The sequence below is a fragment of the Nocardioides sp. URHA0020 genome, from assembly GCF_000620705.1.
Lineage (GTDB): Bacteria > Actinomycetota > Actinomycetes > Propionibacteriales > Nocardioidaceae > Nocardioides.
In genome coordinates, this window is the sequence record NZ_KK211168.1 from 525,207 (window position 1) to 541,895 (window position 16,689).

General features: G+C 73.2%; 13 protein-coding genes. 5 read left to right on the forward strand and 8 right to left on the reverse strand.

The features are described from left to right. The gene (locus tag N542_RS0114250; protein WP_028644500.1) at positions 1–693 is read right to left on the reverse strand and encodes a response regulator transcription factor; all 693 of its coding nucleotides are present in this window, start codon (positions 691–693) and stop codon (positions 1–3) included. 102 nt (positions 694–795) lie between these two features. Between N542_RS0114250 and N542_RS0114255 the strand changes: the two genes are divergently transcribed. Together N542_RS0114255 and N542_RS0114260 are read left to right on the forward strand one after the other, a co-directional pair. Further along, positions 796–1,254: a hypothetical protein gene (locus N542_RS0114255; RefSeq protein ID WP_028644501.1), complete on the forward strand. Its 459-nt coding sequence runs from the start codon at positions 796–798 to the stop codon at positions 1,252–1,254. A 111-nt stretch (positions 1,255–1,365) separates the two neighbouring features. Further along, a complete protein-coding gene (locus N542_RS0114260) occupies positions 1,366–2,520 on the forward strand; it encodes a thrombospondin type 3 repeat-containing protein (RefSeq protein WP_028644502.1) in 1,155 nt (384 codons plus the stop codon). Here the strand turns inward: N542_RS0114260 and N542_RS0114265 are convergent. From N542_RS0114265 to N542_RS0114285, 5 genes are read right to left on the reverse strand one after another with little or no spacing between them, the layout of a single operon-like run. Then, a complete protein-coding gene (locus N542_RS0114265) occupies positions 2,517–4,013 on the reverse strand; it encodes an amino acid permease (RefSeq protein WP_028644503.1) in 1,497 nt (498 codons plus the stop codon). The genes N542_RS0114260 and N542_RS0114265 overlap by 4 nt on opposite strands. Next, on the reverse strand, positions 4,010–5,296 hold the full coding sequence (locus N542_RS0114270) for a hypothetical protein (RefSeq protein WP_028644504.1): 1,287 nt from the start codon (positions 5,294–5,296) through the stop codon (positions 4,010–4,012). The genes N542_RS0114265 and N542_RS0114270 overlap by 4 nt, the downstream gene beginning before the upstream one ends. After that, complete coding sequence (dxs, locus tag N542_RS0114275) at positions 5,277–7,181, reverse strand: 1-deoxy-D-xylulose-5-phosphate synthase (protein ID WP_028644505.1); 1,905 nt, start codon at positions 7,179–7,181, stop codon at positions 5,277–5,279. The genes N542_RS0114270 and dxs overlap by 20 nt, the downstream gene beginning before the upstream one ends. A gap of 19 nt (positions 7,182–7,200) precedes the next feature. Next, positions 7,201–8,130, reverse strand: coding sequence for an SMP-30/gluconolactonase/LRE family protein (locus N542_RS0114280; protein WP_028644506.1), 930 nt, complete (start codon positions 8,128–8,130; stop codon positions 7,201–7,203). Beyond that, complete coding sequence (locus N542_RS0114285) at positions 8,127–8,558, reverse strand: NUDIX domain-containing protein (protein WP_028644507.1); 432 nt, start codon at positions 8,556–8,558, stop codon at positions 8,127–8,129. The genes N542_RS0114280 and N542_RS0114285 overlap by 4 nt, the downstream gene beginning before the upstream one ends. A 30-nt stretch (positions 8,559–8,588) precedes the next feature. Here N542_RS0114285 and N542_RS0114290 point away from each other — a divergent pair, with 30 nt between their 5' ends. Genes N542_RS0114290 through N542_RS0114300 form a run of 3 tightly spaced genes read left to right on the forward strand, consistent with a single transcriptional unit; the run spans position 8,589 to position 13,340 of the window. Then, positions 8,589–9,575 carry a glycosyl hydrolase family 18 protein gene (locus N542_RS0114290; protein ID WP_036507817.1) on the forward strand — a complete coding sequence of 329 codons (987 nt, stop codon included), beginning with the start codon at positions 8,589–8,591 and terminating at the stop codon, positions 9,573–9,575. A gap of 19 nt (positions 9,576–9,594) precedes the next feature. After that, positions 9,595–12,999: a BTAD domain-containing putative transcriptional regulator gene (locus N542_RS0114295; RefSeq protein ID WP_028644509.1), complete on the forward strand. Its 3,405-nt coding sequence runs from the start codon at positions 9,595–9,597 to the stop codon at positions 12,997–12,999. 50 nt (positions 13,000–13,049) lie between these two features. Then, positions 13,050–13,340, forward strand: coding sequence for a DUF1330 domain-containing protein (locus N542_RS0114300; RefSeq protein WP_028644510.1), 291 nt, complete (start codon positions 13,050–13,052; stop codon positions 13,338–13,340). Positions 13,341–13,790: 450 nt separating this feature from the next. Here N542_RS0114300 and N542_RS0114305 read toward each other — a convergent pair whose 3' ends face one another. Both N542_RS0114305 and N542_RS0114310 read right to left on the reverse strand, forming a co-directional pair. Beyond that, a complete protein-coding gene (locus N542_RS0114305) occupies positions 13,791–14,504 on the reverse strand; it encodes a hemerythrin domain-containing protein (protein ID WP_028644511.1) in 714 nt (237 codons plus the stop codon). Between the two features lies 1 nt (position 14,505). Next, the gene (locus tag N542_RS0114310; protein WP_028644512.1) at positions 14,506–16,641 is read right to left on the reverse strand and encodes an MMPL family transporter; all 2,136 of its coding nucleotides are present in this window, start codon (positions 16,639–16,641) and stop codon (positions 14,506–14,508) included. Positions 16,642–16,689: the final 48 nt, after the last annotated feature.

Sequence of the window (16,689 nt, forward strand, 5' to 3'; positions counted from 1 at the left end):
TCACTCCGTCGGGTCGGGCGCGGACAGTCGTACGCCGACGCCGCGCACCGTGTGCAGGTAGCGCGGCTCCGCCGCCGACTCCCCCAGCTTGCGGCGCAGCCAGGACAGGTGGACGTCGACGGTCTTGTCCGAGCCGCCCCACGGCTGGTGCCAGACCTCGGTCAGCAGCTCGCGCTTGGTGACCACCTCGCCCGGTCGCTCGGCCAGGTGCCGGAGCAGGTCGAACTCGCGCGGGCTCAGGTCCAGCACGGCCCCGTCGATGCTCGCGCGCCGGGCCGCCGGCTCGATCTCCAGACCACCCACCACCACGGCGCGCCGCGTCGCCGTGCCGCCGCCGACCCGGCGCATGACCGCACGGATCCGGGCCTCCAGCTGGTCGGTCGTGAAGGGCTTGACGACGTAGTCGTCGGCCCCGGCGTCGAGGCAGCCGACCAGGGACGGGTCGTCGTCGCGGGCGCTCGCGACGATGACCGGGACGTCGCTGACCGCCCGGAGCATCTGCAGGACCTGGGTGCCGTCGACGTCGGGCAGGCCGAGGTCGAGGATCACCAGGTCGGGCCGGTTGTCGACCGCCATCGCCAGGCCCTGCATCCCGGTCGCGGCCGACGTGACCGCGTGTCCGCGCTCGTCGAGCGAGCGCATCAGCAGCGGCCGGATGCGCGGGTCGTCCTCGATGATCAGCACCTGGGCCACGCGTGCAACCTAGCCGGGCCTCCCACCACGACCGGTGCTCCTTAGCCGCGCCTTAACCGTCCGCTAGCCGAACGCTGTGCTCGGCGGCGGCACGATGGCGGCGTGACCGACGAGCCCACCGAGCGCCGACAGCGGCGCCGCCGCCTCGGCGGCTACGTCCTGGCGTGGCTGGTCGCCGCGGCCGTCGCCGTCGCCGTCGGCGTCGTCGCGGTCTCGTCGGTCGGCGCCAGCGTGCGGGACCGTGGGCCACTCGGCAACGACGTACCCGACGTCGACGCCACCGAGGGGGCCGCCACTCCCGAGCCCTCCGCCGCCGTCGTCCGGCGCACCGTCGACGGCGAGTTCGGGTCCTTCGCGGTCGAGTGCCGGGGCGCGGTCGCGTACGGCCGGGCGGCGGTGCCGGCGGCGGGCTGGCGCGTCATCAGCTACGAGCAGGGCCCCGACGACGACGTGGACGCCGTCTTCGCCCGCGGTGGCCGCTCGGTCGAGCTCGAGGTCTACTGCAACCAGGGTCGACCGACGATCGGAGACCGCGAGGTCAAGACGCTCCCCGACGACTGACCTCCCCACCGCCGGGAGCCTCGCCGGCCACACAACGCTCAGGTCCGGCCGTCCGGGACCGATGGGCAGAGCATGCGGAATCTCGGTCGAAGGCTCATCGCTGCTCTCTCCATGCTGGCCCTCGGTGCCGGGTGCGTCCTGATGGTGGACGCGCCGGCCCGATCGGCACCGGCGCCCGGCACCCTGGTGGGCTACTTCCCCGGCGCGCAGCAGTCCGGTCAGTCCGGCTCGGCGCGCAGCTTCTACGACGTCGTCGCCGGCCAGCTCGGCACCCCGCAGGTCTACCGCGCCTTCCTGACGGCGCCGCCCAGCGGGTCGTTCACAGGCTCCGTCGCGGACTTCGGCCCGGCGGTCGTGGTGTCGTTCAAGGGCGATCCCGTCGCCGTCGCCTCCGGCCGCTACGACAGCAGCCTGAGGGCGTGGTTCGCGTCGATCCCCTCGACCCGCACCGTGTGGTGGTCCTACTTCCACGAGCCCGAGGACGACATCGAGCGGGGTGCCTTCACCCCGGCGCAGTACCGCGCCGCGTGGCGCCACCTCATCGACCTCGCGCCCCAGCGCGCCAACCTGCACCCGACCCTCATCCTGATGCAGTGGTCGCTGACCCGAGCGTCCCGGCCGATCGACCAGTACGTCGTACCGGGGCTGGCGACCCTCGCGTGGGACGCCTACGAGTCGAAGTCGCACGCCGACGCCGCCGCACTCCTCTCCGCAGCCAAGGCCTCGTCCAGCCGGTTCGGGCTGCGGTTCGCCGTGGCCGAGACCTCCGTCATGATGGAGCGGTCCGCCGGGCGGGACCGCGCCCAGGTCGTCGCGACCTTCGCCCGCGAGCTGCTCGCCTACGCTCGCGCGCAGGACGCCGACTTCGTCACCTGGTTCGAGACCGACAAGTCCGGCCTGGGCACGATCGAGCAGGACTGGCGACTGTCGCCGTACGCCGCGGCCGCCGGCGTGTGGCGCACCGCGATGGCCGCCACGCCCACGGCCTCCTCCTCGCCCTCGACGGCACCGCTGCCCCCGACCAAGCCGCACCCCCGGCCCAAGCCCAGGTACGCCGACGCCGACCATGACGGGCTCTCCAACCGTCGTGAACGTCGATTGCACACCAACCCCCGCCGGCACGACACCGACCACGACGGGCTCGGTGACGGCCGCGAGGTACGCCGCCTGCACACGAACCCGCGCAAGCGCGACACCGATCACGACGGCGTCTCCGACCGACGCGAGGTGCGTCGCGGCACGGACCCGCGACGAGCCGGGCGCTAGGAGGCGGAGGCCTCCGCCTGCTCCGCCAGCCGCACCCGGCTGTGCCGGTGTCCGTAGGCGAAGTAGATGATGAAGCCGATCGCCATCCAGACGACGAACCGCAGCCAGGTCTCCACGGTCAGGTTCAGCATCAGGTAGAGGCAGACCAGCGCCGCCAGGACCGGCAGGTAGGGGCTGAGCGGCACCTTGAAGGGCCGCTCCAGGTCGGGTCGCGTGCGCCGCAGGATCGGGACCGCGAGGGAGACCAGGAGGAACGCGGTCAGCGTCCCGATGTTGACCATCTCCTCGAGCTTCTCGATCGGCGTGAAGCCGGCGATCACGGCCACCATCGCGCCGATCGTGAGGGTGATCCGGACCGGGGTGCCGGTCTTCGGGTTGGTGTGGGCGAAGGCGGTCGGCAGCAGACCGTCGCGGCTCATCGCGAAGAGCACCCGGACGGCGCCGATCATCAGGGTCATCACGACCGTGGTGAGACCGGCGACGGCGCCGGCGGCGATCATGGTCGCGAAGCCGTCCTTGCCGACGGAGGTGAAGGCGGTGGCGAGCGCGGCGTTGGGGTCGATCTTGTCGTAGGGGACCATGCCGGTGATCACCAGCGCGACGGCCATGTAGAGCACCGTGCAGATCGCGAGCGAGCCGAGGATGCCCTTGGGCAGGTCCTTCTGCGGGTTGTTGGCCTCCTCGGCCGTGGTGGCGACCACGTCGAAGCCGATGTAGGCGAAGAACACCACGGACGCCGCCGAGATGATCCCCAGGACGCCGAAGGTCTGCGGCTGGACGCCGAGCACCCACTGCAGCAGCGGCTGGGTCAGGCCGCTGGACTCGACCGGGTCGGCGGCCGGCGGGATGAAGGGGTGGTAGTTGGCGCCGGTGACGTAGAAGAGCCCGGCGATGATCACGAACAGCACGATGAAGAGCTTGATCGCGACCAGGAAGAGGTTGACCCGCAGCGACTCCTTGATGCCGATCGCGATCAGCGTGGTCAGCACCAGCACGAGCAGCACCGCGGCGAGGTTGAAGTGGCCCCAGCTGAACTCGGCCGAGTCGACCGGACCGACCGAGGACGGCCAGGTGATGCCGATCTCGTCGAGGAAGGTCACCAGGTAGGTGCTCCAGCCCTGCGCGACGACCGACGCACCGAGCATCAGCTCCAGGATCAGGTCCCACCCGATGATCCAGGCGACCAGCTCACCGAGGGTCGCGTAGGAGAACGTGTACGCCGATCCGGCGACCGGCACCGTCGAGGCGAACTCGGCGTAGCACAGCGCCGCGAGGGCGCAGCAGATCGCGGCCAGCAGGAAGGAGAAGACCACGCCCGGCCCGGCGTACTGGCTGGCGACCTTGCCGGTCAGCGTGAAGATGCCGGCACCGATGACGACCCCGATGCCGAAGACCGTGAGGTCGAGCGCCGTGAGTCCCTTCTTGAGCTTGAACTCGACGTCCTCGGTGTCCTCGAGGGACTGCTCGATCGACTTGGTCCGCAGCACGTTCATGACCCCACACTCTCCTCCGAGCCGGGAGTCGAAACCAGACCCCCGTCATCACCGGATCCGGCCGCGTACGTCGCCAGGATCATCCGGTCCGCCTGCTGGGCGAGGTCCTTGGTGCTGGTGGCGAACTGGTCGCGCAGCACGTCGCCGGGGTCGACCCCCGGCTCGGCGAGGGCGTCGAGCAGCAGCCAGGGGGCGTCGTCGCCGTACGAGTCGGCGACGTACTCGACCGCCCACCACGCCAGTCCGTAGTGGGCCTGCGAGTCGTCGTCGTTGAAGGACGCGTCGTCGGGGAGGTCGCCGGCACCCGCCTCGGCCGCTCGCAGCGCGGCGCCGGGCAGGCGGCGGTCCTCCGGCGCGAGGGGCCGCACCGAGACCCACTCGGCGAGTCCCTCGGACAGCCACACCGGGGCCTGGTCGTCGTGGCTGCCGACCGCGACGTGGGTCAGCTCGTGGCGCACCAGCCGGTCGCGCGCGGGGCCGGGATCGTCGATCACCCGCGGGTTGAGCACGAACCGGGTGCCGTCACCGGCCGGGAACGAGACCGCGTCGAGATCACCGGGGTCGTCTCCGGGCACGTCCTCCAGACCGTCCAGGAACGTGCGGTCCGAGAGCGCGTAGACGACAACCGTGCGCGTCCAGTCGTAGGGCACCCACGCGGAGACGTCGCTGATCCCCGCCTCCACCGAGGTCAGGAGCGACCCCGCCGCGTCGGCCGAGTCGGGGTCGAAGATGCCCAGCACCCCGGCGCCGGCACGGACCTCGATCGGTCCGAGGTCCCAGGGCTGCTGCTGGACCCGGTGCTTGGCCTCCCAGCGGCGGTCGGTCACCGACGCCAGGCGCATCCGCCCGGACTCCCCGGTCGGGACGAAGCGGAACCGGTCACGGGTGGCGACCGGCGCGGCGTCGTACCCGTCGAGCTGCATGACCTCCTCGACCGTGGCCCAGTAGCCGTGGCCGTCGCGCACCAGGCTTGCCGGGTCGAAGCGGTAGCGGAAGCGGGCGAGGGGCAGCTGGGTCAGGTTGGCGTACCAGGTCTGCTGCTGCTCCCGGAACCTGCGACCGCCGCCGAGCGTGCGGGTGAACGCGTCGACGTCGGCCGCGTTGACGGCGTCGGAGCGGGCGGCCAGGGCCTCGTCGACGGCGACGGCGACGTCGGCCGGTGCGGGCGACGCCGGGGCCGCCGCCGGGGCCCGGTCGCCGCCGCAGGCGGTGAGCGCGGAGCCCGTCAGGCTGAGGGCCAGGAGGACCGCGACGGTCCGTGGGCTACGGCGTGTGCTCGACATCGAGGGGAGAACGACCGTCGGACAGCGAGGTCATGTCTTCCACGATGCCCAGGGCGATGGCCTGGGGGGTGAGACCGATCCGTTCGAGGATCACGGCCCGCTTGGCGTGGCTCAGGAAGTCCTGCGGGATGCCGTGCAGCCGGAAGGGGGTGTGCACGCCTGCCGCGTTGAGCGTCTGCAGGAGCACGGCGCCGCAGCCGCCGATCTCGCCGTTGTCCTCGATGCTGACCACGAGCCGGTGCTCACGGGCCAGCTCGATGATCGCCGGGTCGACCGGCTTGACCCAGCGCGGGTCCACGACGGTGACGCCGATGCCCTGGGCGACGAGCCGCTCGGCGACGCCGATCGCGAGGGTCGCCATCGAGCCGACAGCCACGACCAGCACGTCCTTGGTGCCGTTGCGCACGAGCACGTCGCAGCCACCGACCTGGGCGATGGCCTCGACGTCGGCGGGCGGCGGCCCCTTGGGGTAGCGCACCACGGTCGGGACGTCGTCGACCTCGACGGCCTCGTTGAGCAGCTCGCGCAGCCGCGTCGCGTCACGCGGCGCGGCGAGCCGCAGACCGGGCACGACCTGGAGGATCGACATGTCCCACATGCCGTTGTGGCTGGCGCCGTCGTCACCGGTGACCCCGGAGCGGTCCAGGACGAAGGTGACACCGCACTTGTGCAGCGCGACGTCCATCAGGACCTGGTCGAAGGCCCGGTTGAGGAAGGTCGCGTAGACCGCGAAGACCGGGTGCAGGCCACCGAGCGCGAGCCCGGCGGCCGAGGTCGCGGCGTGCTGCTCGGCGATGCCGACGTCGAAGGTGCGGTCGGGGAAGCGGGCCTGGAACTTGTCGAGGCCGACCGGGTGCACCATCGCGGCCGTGATGGCCACGACGTCCTTGCGCCGCTGGCCGATCCGCACGATCTCGTCCGCGAAGACGTCGGTCCAGATCTCGGCCTTCGGGTTCTCCTCGCCGGTGTCGACGTCGAAGGGCCCCGGCGAGTGGAACTGGTCGGCCTCGTGGCGCTCCGCGGCGTCGTACCCGAAGCCCTTGCGGGTCAGGGCGTGCACGATGACGGGGCCGTTGAACTTCTTCGCCTGCGCGAGCATCTGCTCCATCGCGGCGCGGTCGTGGCCGTCGACGGGGCCGACGTACTTGAGCCCGAGGTCCTCGAAGAGACCCTGGGGCGCGAGCGCGTCCTTGACCCCCTTCTTCATCGCGTGGAGGGCGTCGTACACGGCGGACCCGACACCCGGGACGGCGTTGAGGCGGCGCTTGACGAGGTCGAGCACGGACTCGTAGCGCGGGTTGGTGCGTAGTCCGGTCAGCGCCGTGGCGAGGCCGCCGATGGTCGGCGTGTAGGAGCGACCGTTGTCGTTGACGACGATGACGAGCTTGCTGCTGCTCGCGATCGCGATGTTGTTGAGCGCCTCCCAGGCCATGCCGCCGGTCAGGGCGCCGTCACCGATCACGGCGACGACGTGCCGGTCCTCGCCGCGGATCGTGAAGGCCTTGGCGAGGCCGTCGGCGTAGCTTAGGGCGGTCGAGGCGTGGGAGTTCTCGACGATGTCGTGGTCGGACTCGTCCTGGCTCGGGTAGCCGCTGACGCCGCCCTCCTGGCGCAGCTTGGCGAAGCCCGCCATCCGCCCGGTGAGCAGCTTGTGGACGTAGGCCTGGTGGCCGGTGTCGAAGACGACTCGGTCGCTCGGGGAGTCGAACACCCGGTGGATGGCCATCGTCAGCTCGACGACGCCCAGGTTGGGACCGAGGTGACCGCCGGTGCGGCTGCAGGTGTCCACGAGGAAGTCGCGGATCTCACTGCCGAGCTGCTCGAGCTGGGCGTCGGAGAAGCCGCGCAGATCGCGCGGCGACGTGATCGATTCCAGGATGCCCATAGCGGCCGAGTGTACGTGTCTAGAGGTCGACGTACGCGACCGCGGGCTCGTGGAGGCTGCCGAGCCAGACCCGGCCGTCGTGCTCCCGGACGCCGGTGACCATGTGGTACGCCGAGCCCTGGACGTCGAGGTCGTGGACGAGCGTGCCCGCGCCGTCGTACGCCTGGGCGCGCACGGTGTGCTTCGGCGCGGGCTGGAGGCGGTCGGGGATCTTAGTGACCAGCTTGCGCAGCGCCAGCGGGCCGCGCTGCAGGCGCTCGACGAGCGGGTCGATCGGGCTCGCGATGGAGACCCAGATGAGCCCGTCGCTCCCCCGCGCGATGTTGTCGGGATACCCCGGCAGGTCGGCGACCAGGAGGTCGCGGGTGCCGGCCCGCGGGCCGGTGAGCCACCACCGGACGACCGTGCGAGCACCGGTCTCGGCGACGGCGACGAACGACTCGTCGGCGCTCAGCGCGACCCCGTTGGCGAAGGCCAGGCCGTCGAGCACCACCTCGAGCGAGCCGTCGGGCGACAGCCTCGCCAGCCGGCCGGTCCGGGTGTCCTGGACGAAGTCGTCCTTCCACTGCTCGATGCCGTAGCGGGTCGACGAGTCGCTGAACCACACCGTGCCGTCGGCGGCGATGGCGGCGTTGTTGCAGAACATCATCGGCGCCCGCTCTAGCCGGTCGACGACGCCCTCGACGGCGCCGGAGCGCGGGTCGACGCGGAGCACCCCGCGATGGGCGTCGCAGACCAGCAGCCGGCCGTCGAGGTCGAGCTCGATGCCGAGGGGCCGCCCACCCGTGTGCGCGATCCGGTCGATGTGCTGGCCGTCGTGGCTGATCCGGAAGATGCTGCCGTCCTCGGTCCCGGTGAAGACCGCGCCCTCGTCGGGACCGGGCCCTGCGACGACCACGTCCTCGGCGCCTGGACCCGGCACCGCGATGACCTCGAGCTGACTCGTCATGGGCCGAGTATGTCGCGATACGCCGCGGAGTCCAGGAACTCGGGTACGGCGATCGTCGCCGACGCGGTGAGATCCAGCCCCCGGGCGGTCGCCGGGTCGACGAAGACGATCCGGCGACCCTCCCCGACGACGATGTCGGCGTCGGTCAGGTCCACCCGCGCGACGTACACCTGCGTGGTGTCGAGCGTGCCGTAGGCCTCGTGGAAGACCGGCAGTGCGCGCCAGTGGCGCAGCGAGCCCGGTGGGAGGCGGACGCCGGTCTCCTCCTCGAGCTCGCGGTACGCCGCCGGCTCGTCCTCCTCGCCCTCCTCCACGTGGCCGCCGACCAGGCCCCACTTCTCGGGGTCGATCACCGGCATCTCGTCGCGCTCCTGCAGCAGCAGCCAGCCCCGGGGGTCGACCAGGAGCACGCAGGCGAATCGGTGCATGCCGACACGGTAGTGGTGCAGGGTGGGCGCATGAATCGTGTGCTCGGGGCCGTCGTCGGGATCGCTCTGGTCGTCGCACCGCTGCCCGCGGCGGCGCGGGAGCCGGCCGGGCTGGCCGTGACGGGCTGGGCGTTGGACGACGCTTCGTCCGCCCTCGTGCGCCGCAACGCCGAGGGTCTGAGCACCCTCAGCGTGGCCGGGGTCTCGATCAACGCGTCGGGCACCGGCGTGACCCGGCCCAGCAGCGGGGCGCGCCGCCTGGCCCGCTCGGCCCACCGCCAGGGGCTCACCGCCGAGTTGCTGGTCGGCAACTACAGCGACCGGCTCGGCGACTTCGACGCCCGCGCGGCGCACCGGCTCCTCTCCCGGTCCGGTCGGATCACGGCGGTGGCGCGGCGGCTGGCGTCGTACGTCGCCGCGGGCCACTGGGACGGCGTCAACATCGACCTCGAGCTGGTCCGTGCCTCCGACGCCGACGGCCTGGTGCGGCTGGCGCGGGCGCTGCAGCGCGCGATGCCGGCCACTCGCACGGTGACGATCGACATCAGCGCGTCGACGTCGCTGTCGGGCTACCGCCAGGGTGGCTACGACCTCGCCGGGCTGGCCGGCGCGGTGGACGTGATCAAGCTGATGACCTACGACCAGCACGGTCCGGGCTGGTCCGGCGCCGGCCCGGTCGGCGGGCTGCCCTGGCAGCGGGCCGCGCTGCGCACGATCCTGCGCGTCGTCCCTGCCCGCCAGGTCGACCTCGGGGTCGCGGGCTACGGCTACACCTGGCCGCGCCGCGGCGTCGGTCGCACCGTCACGGTGGCCCAGGCCAGGAGGTTGGTCGCGCGCGACCACGCCCGCGCGACGTGGCACGCCCGCCAGGGTGAGTGGAGCGCGCGGCTCGGCGACGGCACCCGGCTGTGGTGGTCCGACCACCGGTCCTACCGGCACCGTGTCGCGCTCGCCCGCAGGCACCACCTGCACGGTCTGGCCGTCTGGCGTCTCGGATCTGCGGACACCCTGCGCTGAACGCCCCTATCCTGCGCTCATGCGGATCGGCGTCCTCGGCACGACGGTTGCCGTCGCGCCTGCGGGTCCCGTCAACCTCGGCGGCCCGAAGCAGCGCGCCCTGCTCGCCGCCCTGGCGCTGCACCGCGGACGAGCGGTCGCGGTCGACACCCTCGCTGACCTGGTCTGGGACGGCTCCCCGCCGCCAGGCGTCTCCGGCACGATGCAGGGGTACGTCGCCGGCCTGCGCCGGGCGCTCGAGCCGGACCGCACCACCCGCGGAGGCGGCACGCTGCTGGTGACCGAGCAGCCCGGCTACGCGCTGCGGCTGCCGGACGATGACCTCGACACGGTGGCCTTCGAGACTGCGGTGTCCTCGGCGCACACGCTCGTGGCGCCGGTGGCCGACGCCCTCTGCCACGCCCGCGGCCTGCCGCCCGGCTCCCCCGATGCCGGCCGGCTGATCCTGCTGCACGACTCGCTGGTGGAAGCGCTGAGCCTGTGGCGCGGGGTGCCGTTCGCGGAGCTCGGTGACGTCCCGGCCGCCGCAGCGGAGCGGGCCCGGCTCGAGGAGCTCCGCGTCCTCGCCACCGAGGACCGGGCGGCCCTCGGGATCCTGCTCGGGCTGTACGCCCCCGTCGCCGCCGAGCTCGACTCGCTGACGCGCGCCCACCCGCTGCGGGAGCGTGCGTGGGCGCTGCGGGCGCTCGCCCTCGTCGGGTCCGGTCGACAGGCGGACGCCCTGGCCGTGCTGCGCGAGGTGCGCGACGTGCTCGACGAGGAGCTCGGCCTCGAGCCGGGCGCCGAGCTCCGCGCGGTGCAGGCAGCGGTGCTCCGCCAGGACGAGATCCCGCTCGCCGCGCCCGCCGGATCGCCGCCCGTGGGCGTCTCGACGGGCGCCACCGAGCCGCGTGCCGGAAGCGGACCGGAGGCCCGAGCGCCGCTCCCCTTCCCCACGCTGTGGCCGTGGTCGATGGCCGGGCGCGACGACGAGCTGGCCGCACTGACCGACCTGGTCGACCGGGTCGTGGCCGGCAGCGGTGCGTCACCCGCCTTCGTCGCGCTGACCGGTGAGCCCGGGATCGGCAAGAGCCGCCTCGCGATCGAGCTGGCGTCGTACGCCGCCGATCACGGGCTGACCATCGCGTGGGGCCGGTGCTCGCAGGACGACGGGGCGCCCGCCCTCTGGCCGTGGTCGACCGTGCTGGAGCGGCTCGGGTCTGCGCTGCCGTCGACCGAGGACGGCCACGACGGCGCGGCGGCCTTCCGGGCGTGGGAGACGGTCGTGCAGACGGTGCTCCAGGCCGCCGAGCAGGCGCCGCTGCTGCTCGTGCTCGATGACCTGCACTGGGCCGACACCTCGAGCCTGCGAGTGCTGCGGCTGCTCACCGAGGCGGTCGCGGAGGAGGGCCCCGCCCGGCTGCTCGTCGTGGCCACCTGGCGCGAGCACCCGACCCCGACCGGCGCCCTGGCTGAGGTCGCCGAGGCGCTGGCCCGCAAGCACGCCCTGCGCCTCCAGCTGCGCGGCATCTCGGCCGAGGCCGCCTCGCAGCTCTTCGCCCAGGTCGCCGAGGCGCAGCCGTCGGAGGCCGACGCCGACACGCTGCGGCGACGTACGGAGGGCAATCCCTTCTTCCTGGTGGAGTACGCGCGCCTGGCCCGTGACGGCGACGTCGCCGCTCTCGTGGCCGAGGGACGCCCGCCCGCCGCCGTCCACGAGGTCCTCTCGCGGCGGCTGTCCCAGCTGGCCCCGGCCACCCAGGACCTGCTGCAGACCGCCAGCGTGGTGGGGCGCATCTTCGACCTCTCGACCCTGGCGGCGGTCACCGACGTGGACGAGGACGCGGTCCTCGACCGGCTGGACCCGGCCATCGAGGCCGGCCTGGTCGCCGAGGACGGTGTGGACCGCTTCCGCTTCAACCACGCCCTGGTCCGCGACACGGTGCGCAGCGGGCTGCCCCAGTCCCGGCGCGCGCGTGTGCACGCCCGCGCCGCCGAGGCGTTGAGCGGCCGGCCCCAGCGTGAGACCGAGGTGGCCTGGCACTGGCTGGCGGCCGGGCCGCGCCACCTGTCGCGGGCCTGGCCGGCCGCCCAGGCCGCCGCCCGGTCGGCGATGGCCGTCTACGCCTACGTCGAGGCCCTGGAGATGCTCGAGCACGCGCTCGGCGCGCAGGACGAGGACCAGGCGTCGACCGCCGCCGAGCGGTTCGAGGTGCTGGCGGACCTGGCCGAGGTGCTGCGTCGTGCCGGCCGGTGGGTGGAGCTGCGCGAGGTCGCCCACGAGGCGATCGACGTCGCCGACGAGGCCGACGACGTCGACCTGCTCACCCGGGCCGGCGAGATGACGAGCACCGGCTCGCTGTGGACCCCGGCGGCGGGGGTGGTCGACGACGTGCTGGTCTCCGCCCTGCGGCGGGCCCTGGACGGGCTGCCCGACGGTGACGACCCCCGCCGCTGTCGGGTGATGCTCGCCCTGGCCAGCGAGATCTACTACAGCGCGAGCTCCCTGGAGCGCGAGGCGCTGGCCGACGAGGCCGTGGCGATGGCGCGCCGGCTCGGCGACCGGGGCCTCGTCGTCGACGCCTGCCTGCGCGCCACGATCGCGATCTGGCGTCCGGCCACCGCCCCGCTGCGGCTGGAGCTCACCTCCGCGGCCGCCGAGGTGGCCCGCGAGCTGGACGACCACGTCGCCCTGGCCTCGGCGCTCGCACTGCGGGCCGTCGCCGCCGGGGAGCTCGGCGAGGTGGAGATCCTCGCGGAGTGCCTCGTGGCCGGCCGCGCCGAGGCCGACCGGGTGCGCCACCTCTACGCCTACCTGCTCCTCGACTCGCTCGACACCGCGTGGGCGGCGATGCGCGGACGCTTCGACGAGGTCGAGCGGCACGTCGCCCATCTCTTCTCCGTGGGCGACATGGTGTCGATCGTCGGCAACCAGGAGTCGCTCGCCGGCGCGCTGATGATGCAGGCCATCTGGCAGGGGCAGGACGCAGCGGTCCTCGACGGCCTGGTGGCGCTCGCCGAGGACACCTTCCTCCCGCTCGCGACCTCACGGGCGGCGATGCTGTGCCGGGTCAGTCGCCTGGACGAGGCCCGCGAGCACCTCCTCACCCATCGCGACGACGTCACCGAGGCCCTCACCGCCGACACCTGGTTCACGACCTTGGCGGTCTCGATGGCGGCCGAGGCGGCCTGCCACCTCGGCGACCGTGAGCTGGCGGCGACGGCGTACGAGTGGCTGGCTCCGTACACCGGTCGTCCTGCCGGGGCCGGCTCGGGGACCTACATGGGACCGGTCGACATGTTCCTGGCGATGGCCGCCCACGCGGTCGGTGACGACGACCTCGCCGCCCGGCACGCCGACGACGCCCTGGAGTGCTGCCGGCACTGGGAGGCGACCCGCGCCGAGGAGTGGGTGCTGCGCGAGCGGGAGCACTTCGGCTTCTGAGCCGCGGCTCGGCGTCCGCATCTGCAGCTGGCTCGGGCAGGATGTCGGTCATGAGCGCGTACTGGATCAGCATCTACCGGGAGATCAGCGATGAGGGGAAGCTCCAGGCGTACGCCGAGCTCGCCGGCCCCGCCCTCGAGGCGGCCGGCGGCAGGTTCATCGCCCGCGGCTTTCCGGAGCAGACCTACGAGGCCGGCGAGCCGACCCGCACGGTCGTGATCGAGTTCGCGTCGGTCGACGCGGCCCGGACCGCCCACGACAGCCCGGCGTACGCCGACGCGCTTGCCGCCCTCGGCGACGGAGCCGTCCGCGACATCCGGATCGTGCCCGGCGTGGGCTGAGCGCGCGGCTTGGGTGCGGGTGAGCGGTGGGAGATCCACTGTTTGCGCGGGCTGGATCAGTGGATGACCCACCGCCACCCCTGGGCCCCCCGCGTGGGCGGTGGGAGATCCACCGTCTGCGCGGGCTGGGTCGGTGGAGGACCCACCGCCACCCCGGGTCGCCCGCCCGGGCGGTGGGAGATCCACCGTCTGCGCGCCCGAATGAGTGGAAAGCCCACCGCCACCCCTGAGTCGCCCGCGTGCGCGCCCGGATCGGTGGAGCACCCACCGCCACCCCTGGCCGCCCGCGGTGGGCGGTGGGAGATCCACCGTCTGCGCGCCCGAATGAGTGGAGGACCCACCGCCACCCCGGGCCGCCCGCGCGAGCGGTGGGAGATCCACCGTCTGCGCGCCCGAATCAGTGGAAAGCCCACCGCCACCCCCGGGCCCCCCGCCCCACCCGGGCCGCAGTCAGACGAACCGGAAGGTCCGGGCATGCCGCCGGGCGAACCGCCGCCGGGTCAGCCGCCAGATCGCCCGGAAGCCACCGCCGCCCGGCTGGCTGAAGACCCGGTCGAGCGCCTCGCGCGGGACGCCGTACGCCGCCCAGGGGACGACCCGCAGCGCCTTGCGGAGGCGCACCGGCGGCACGTGCTCCGCCTCGATCCGCTCCCAGTCCTCGGGGGTGAGCACCCGCTGGATGATCGTGATCGCCTCGGTCTCCTCGTGGGCGAGGTGACGACGCAGCGACTCGCGTGCCGCGCACACGCGCACGGCGAGTGCGGCCCGGGCGTCCTCGTCGGCGTGTGCGGCGAGTCGACGGAAGCCGGCCGCGCACCCCTCGAGCAGCGGGTCGATCTCGGCGTGCTCGGCCTCCATCGCCGCCAGCGTCGCGGCGACCTCGACCGAGCCGACCCCGGCCAGCGCCGGCCAGACCCCGTCGTCCTCGACCGTGTGGTGCTCGTGCAGCACCTCGGCGAAGAGATCCCAGCGTTCACCCAGCAGCGACCACGTCGCCCGCTCGGTCGCGGGGGTGGTGCGCACCGCGGCCGAGAACAGGTCGAGGTCACGGCGGAACGCGTGGTGCATCACGTACATCATCCGCATGTCGATCGGCCCGTCCGGGGCCGCCACCTGGCCGGGCAGCCGCAGCTGCCGCGGCCAGGAGGGGTGGGTCGTGGACATCTCAGACACCGACCTTCGTCTCGTCGGCGTCCAGCTCGGCCCACAGCGTCGCGTCGTCCTGCTCGGCGTCGATGGTCGGGAGGAGGCGGTCCAGCCAGGCCGGCAGCCACCAGTTCCACTTGCCGAGCAGCGTCATGGTCGCGGGGACCAGGACCATCCGGACGACCGTCGCGTCGAGGGCGATCGCGACCGCCATGCCGAAGCCGAGCTGCTTGACGACCGTGTCGGCCTCGGTGGCGAAGCCCAGGAAGACGACCACCATGATCGCCGCGGCCGACGAGATCACCCGGCCGGTGGCGGACAGCCCGCGCTCGACGCTGCCGGTGGCGTCGCCGGTGCGCAGCCAGTCCTCCCGGATCCGCGACAGCAGGAAGACCTCGTAGTCCATCGACAGCCCGAAGAGGATCGCGAAGTTGAGGATCGGGATCCAGCTCGACACGGCGACGGCGTGGTCGACGCCGAGGAGGCTCCCGCCCCAGCCCCACTGGAAGATCGCCACGAGCACGCCGTACGACGCCGCGATCGACAGCAGGTTCATCGCGGCGGCCTTCACGGGTACGACGACCGAGCGGAACATCATCGCGAGCAGCAGCACCGACACCGCGACGACGAACCCGACGACCAGCCAGAGCCGGCTCGAGAGCATCCCGGAGATGTCGGCGTACAGCGGCGTCGTGCCGGTGACCTCGACGCCGGCCGGGAGGTCGGCCCGGAGCTCGGTGACGAGGTCGGAGGTGCGCTCGTCGGACGGCCCGTACGCCGGCTCAGCGGTGAACACCGAGATCGCACCGTCGGGCGTGGTGGCCGGGGTGGTGACGTCGGCGACGCCCGGGTGGTCGGCGACCTGCGTCGCGACCGCCTGCGGGTCGGCCTGCGCCGGGTCGACCACGATGGTGAACGGTCCGTTGGCGCCCGCGCCGTACCCCGTCGCGATCAGGTCGTAGGCCTGGCGCACGGAGGTGTCGGGGCTGTTGCTGCTGCCGTCCTGGGGCCAGGTGCGCATGCCGAGCACCGGGGCAGCCAGGAGGAGCAGGAACACCAGCGCGGCGAGGGCCGCGGCGACCGGACGCTTGACGACCTGGGCCGCCCAGCGCGCGGTGAGCGGCGCCTTGCGCGAGCGGGCCGGCAGACCCTTGCGGACCCGCCGCGGCATCAACCGACGACCGGCCAGCCCGCACAGCGCCGGCACGAGGGTGAGTGCGGCGGCGAGCACGGAGACGACGGCGATCGCGGTGGCGTAGCCGAACGTCGAGTAGACCGGGAGCCCGCCGAGGCGCAGCCCCATCAGGGAGATCAGCACCGTGAGGGAGGCGAAGACGACGGAGCGTCCGGCCGTCGCCATCGCCCGGCCGGCGGCGTCGCGCCGGTCCAGACCCCCGCCGAGGAACTCGACGTGACGGGTCACCAGCAGCAGGGCGTAGTCGATGCCGACGCCGAGACCCACCATGGTCGCCACCGTGGGCGCAGCCGTGGAGACGTCCATCGTGGCGGCCAACAGGGTGATCCCGGCGGAGCCGACCGCCAGCCCCATCAGCGCGACCGCGAGCGGCAGACCGGCGGCGACCACCGAGCCGAAGGCGATGATCAGCAGCGCCAGCGCGGCGATGATCCCGGCGAGCTCACCCGTCCCCTTCATGGCCGACTCGGCGCTGCCCGGCAGCTCGCCGCCCAGCTCGGCCTGGAGGCCGGCGTCACGCAGCGGCTCGATCGCGCTCACGAGCGGGTCGTAGCCGTGGGCCCCGACGAGGTCGGGCTCCGTGACGGGCGCGTCGTACGACACCGTCACCAGCGCGGTGGCCCGGTCGGTGGAGAGCCGCGGCTCGCTGACCGAGCTGACGTGGTCCAGCGCGGCGAGGCGCTCGGTGAGCCCGGCCAGGTCGGCGGCCTCGAGGCGGTCGCCCTGTCGATCGTGGAGGACGACCTGCGCGGTGGCGCCGCCGCCGTCCGGGACGTGGGCGCGCAGCTGCTCGATGCCGGCCTGCGCCCGGGCGTCCGGGATGTCGTAGTCGTCGTGGTTGGTGCCACCGAAGGCGTTCGCGAGCCCGAACGCGACGACGACGACAACGAGCCAGGCGGAGATCGTCCGCCAGGGGTGGGCCGCGGTGCTGTGACCGAGGCGGTAGAGGATGCGAGACACGGTGGTGCTCCCGTTCGGAGATGTGGTCAGAGGTGGTCTGGTGGGACG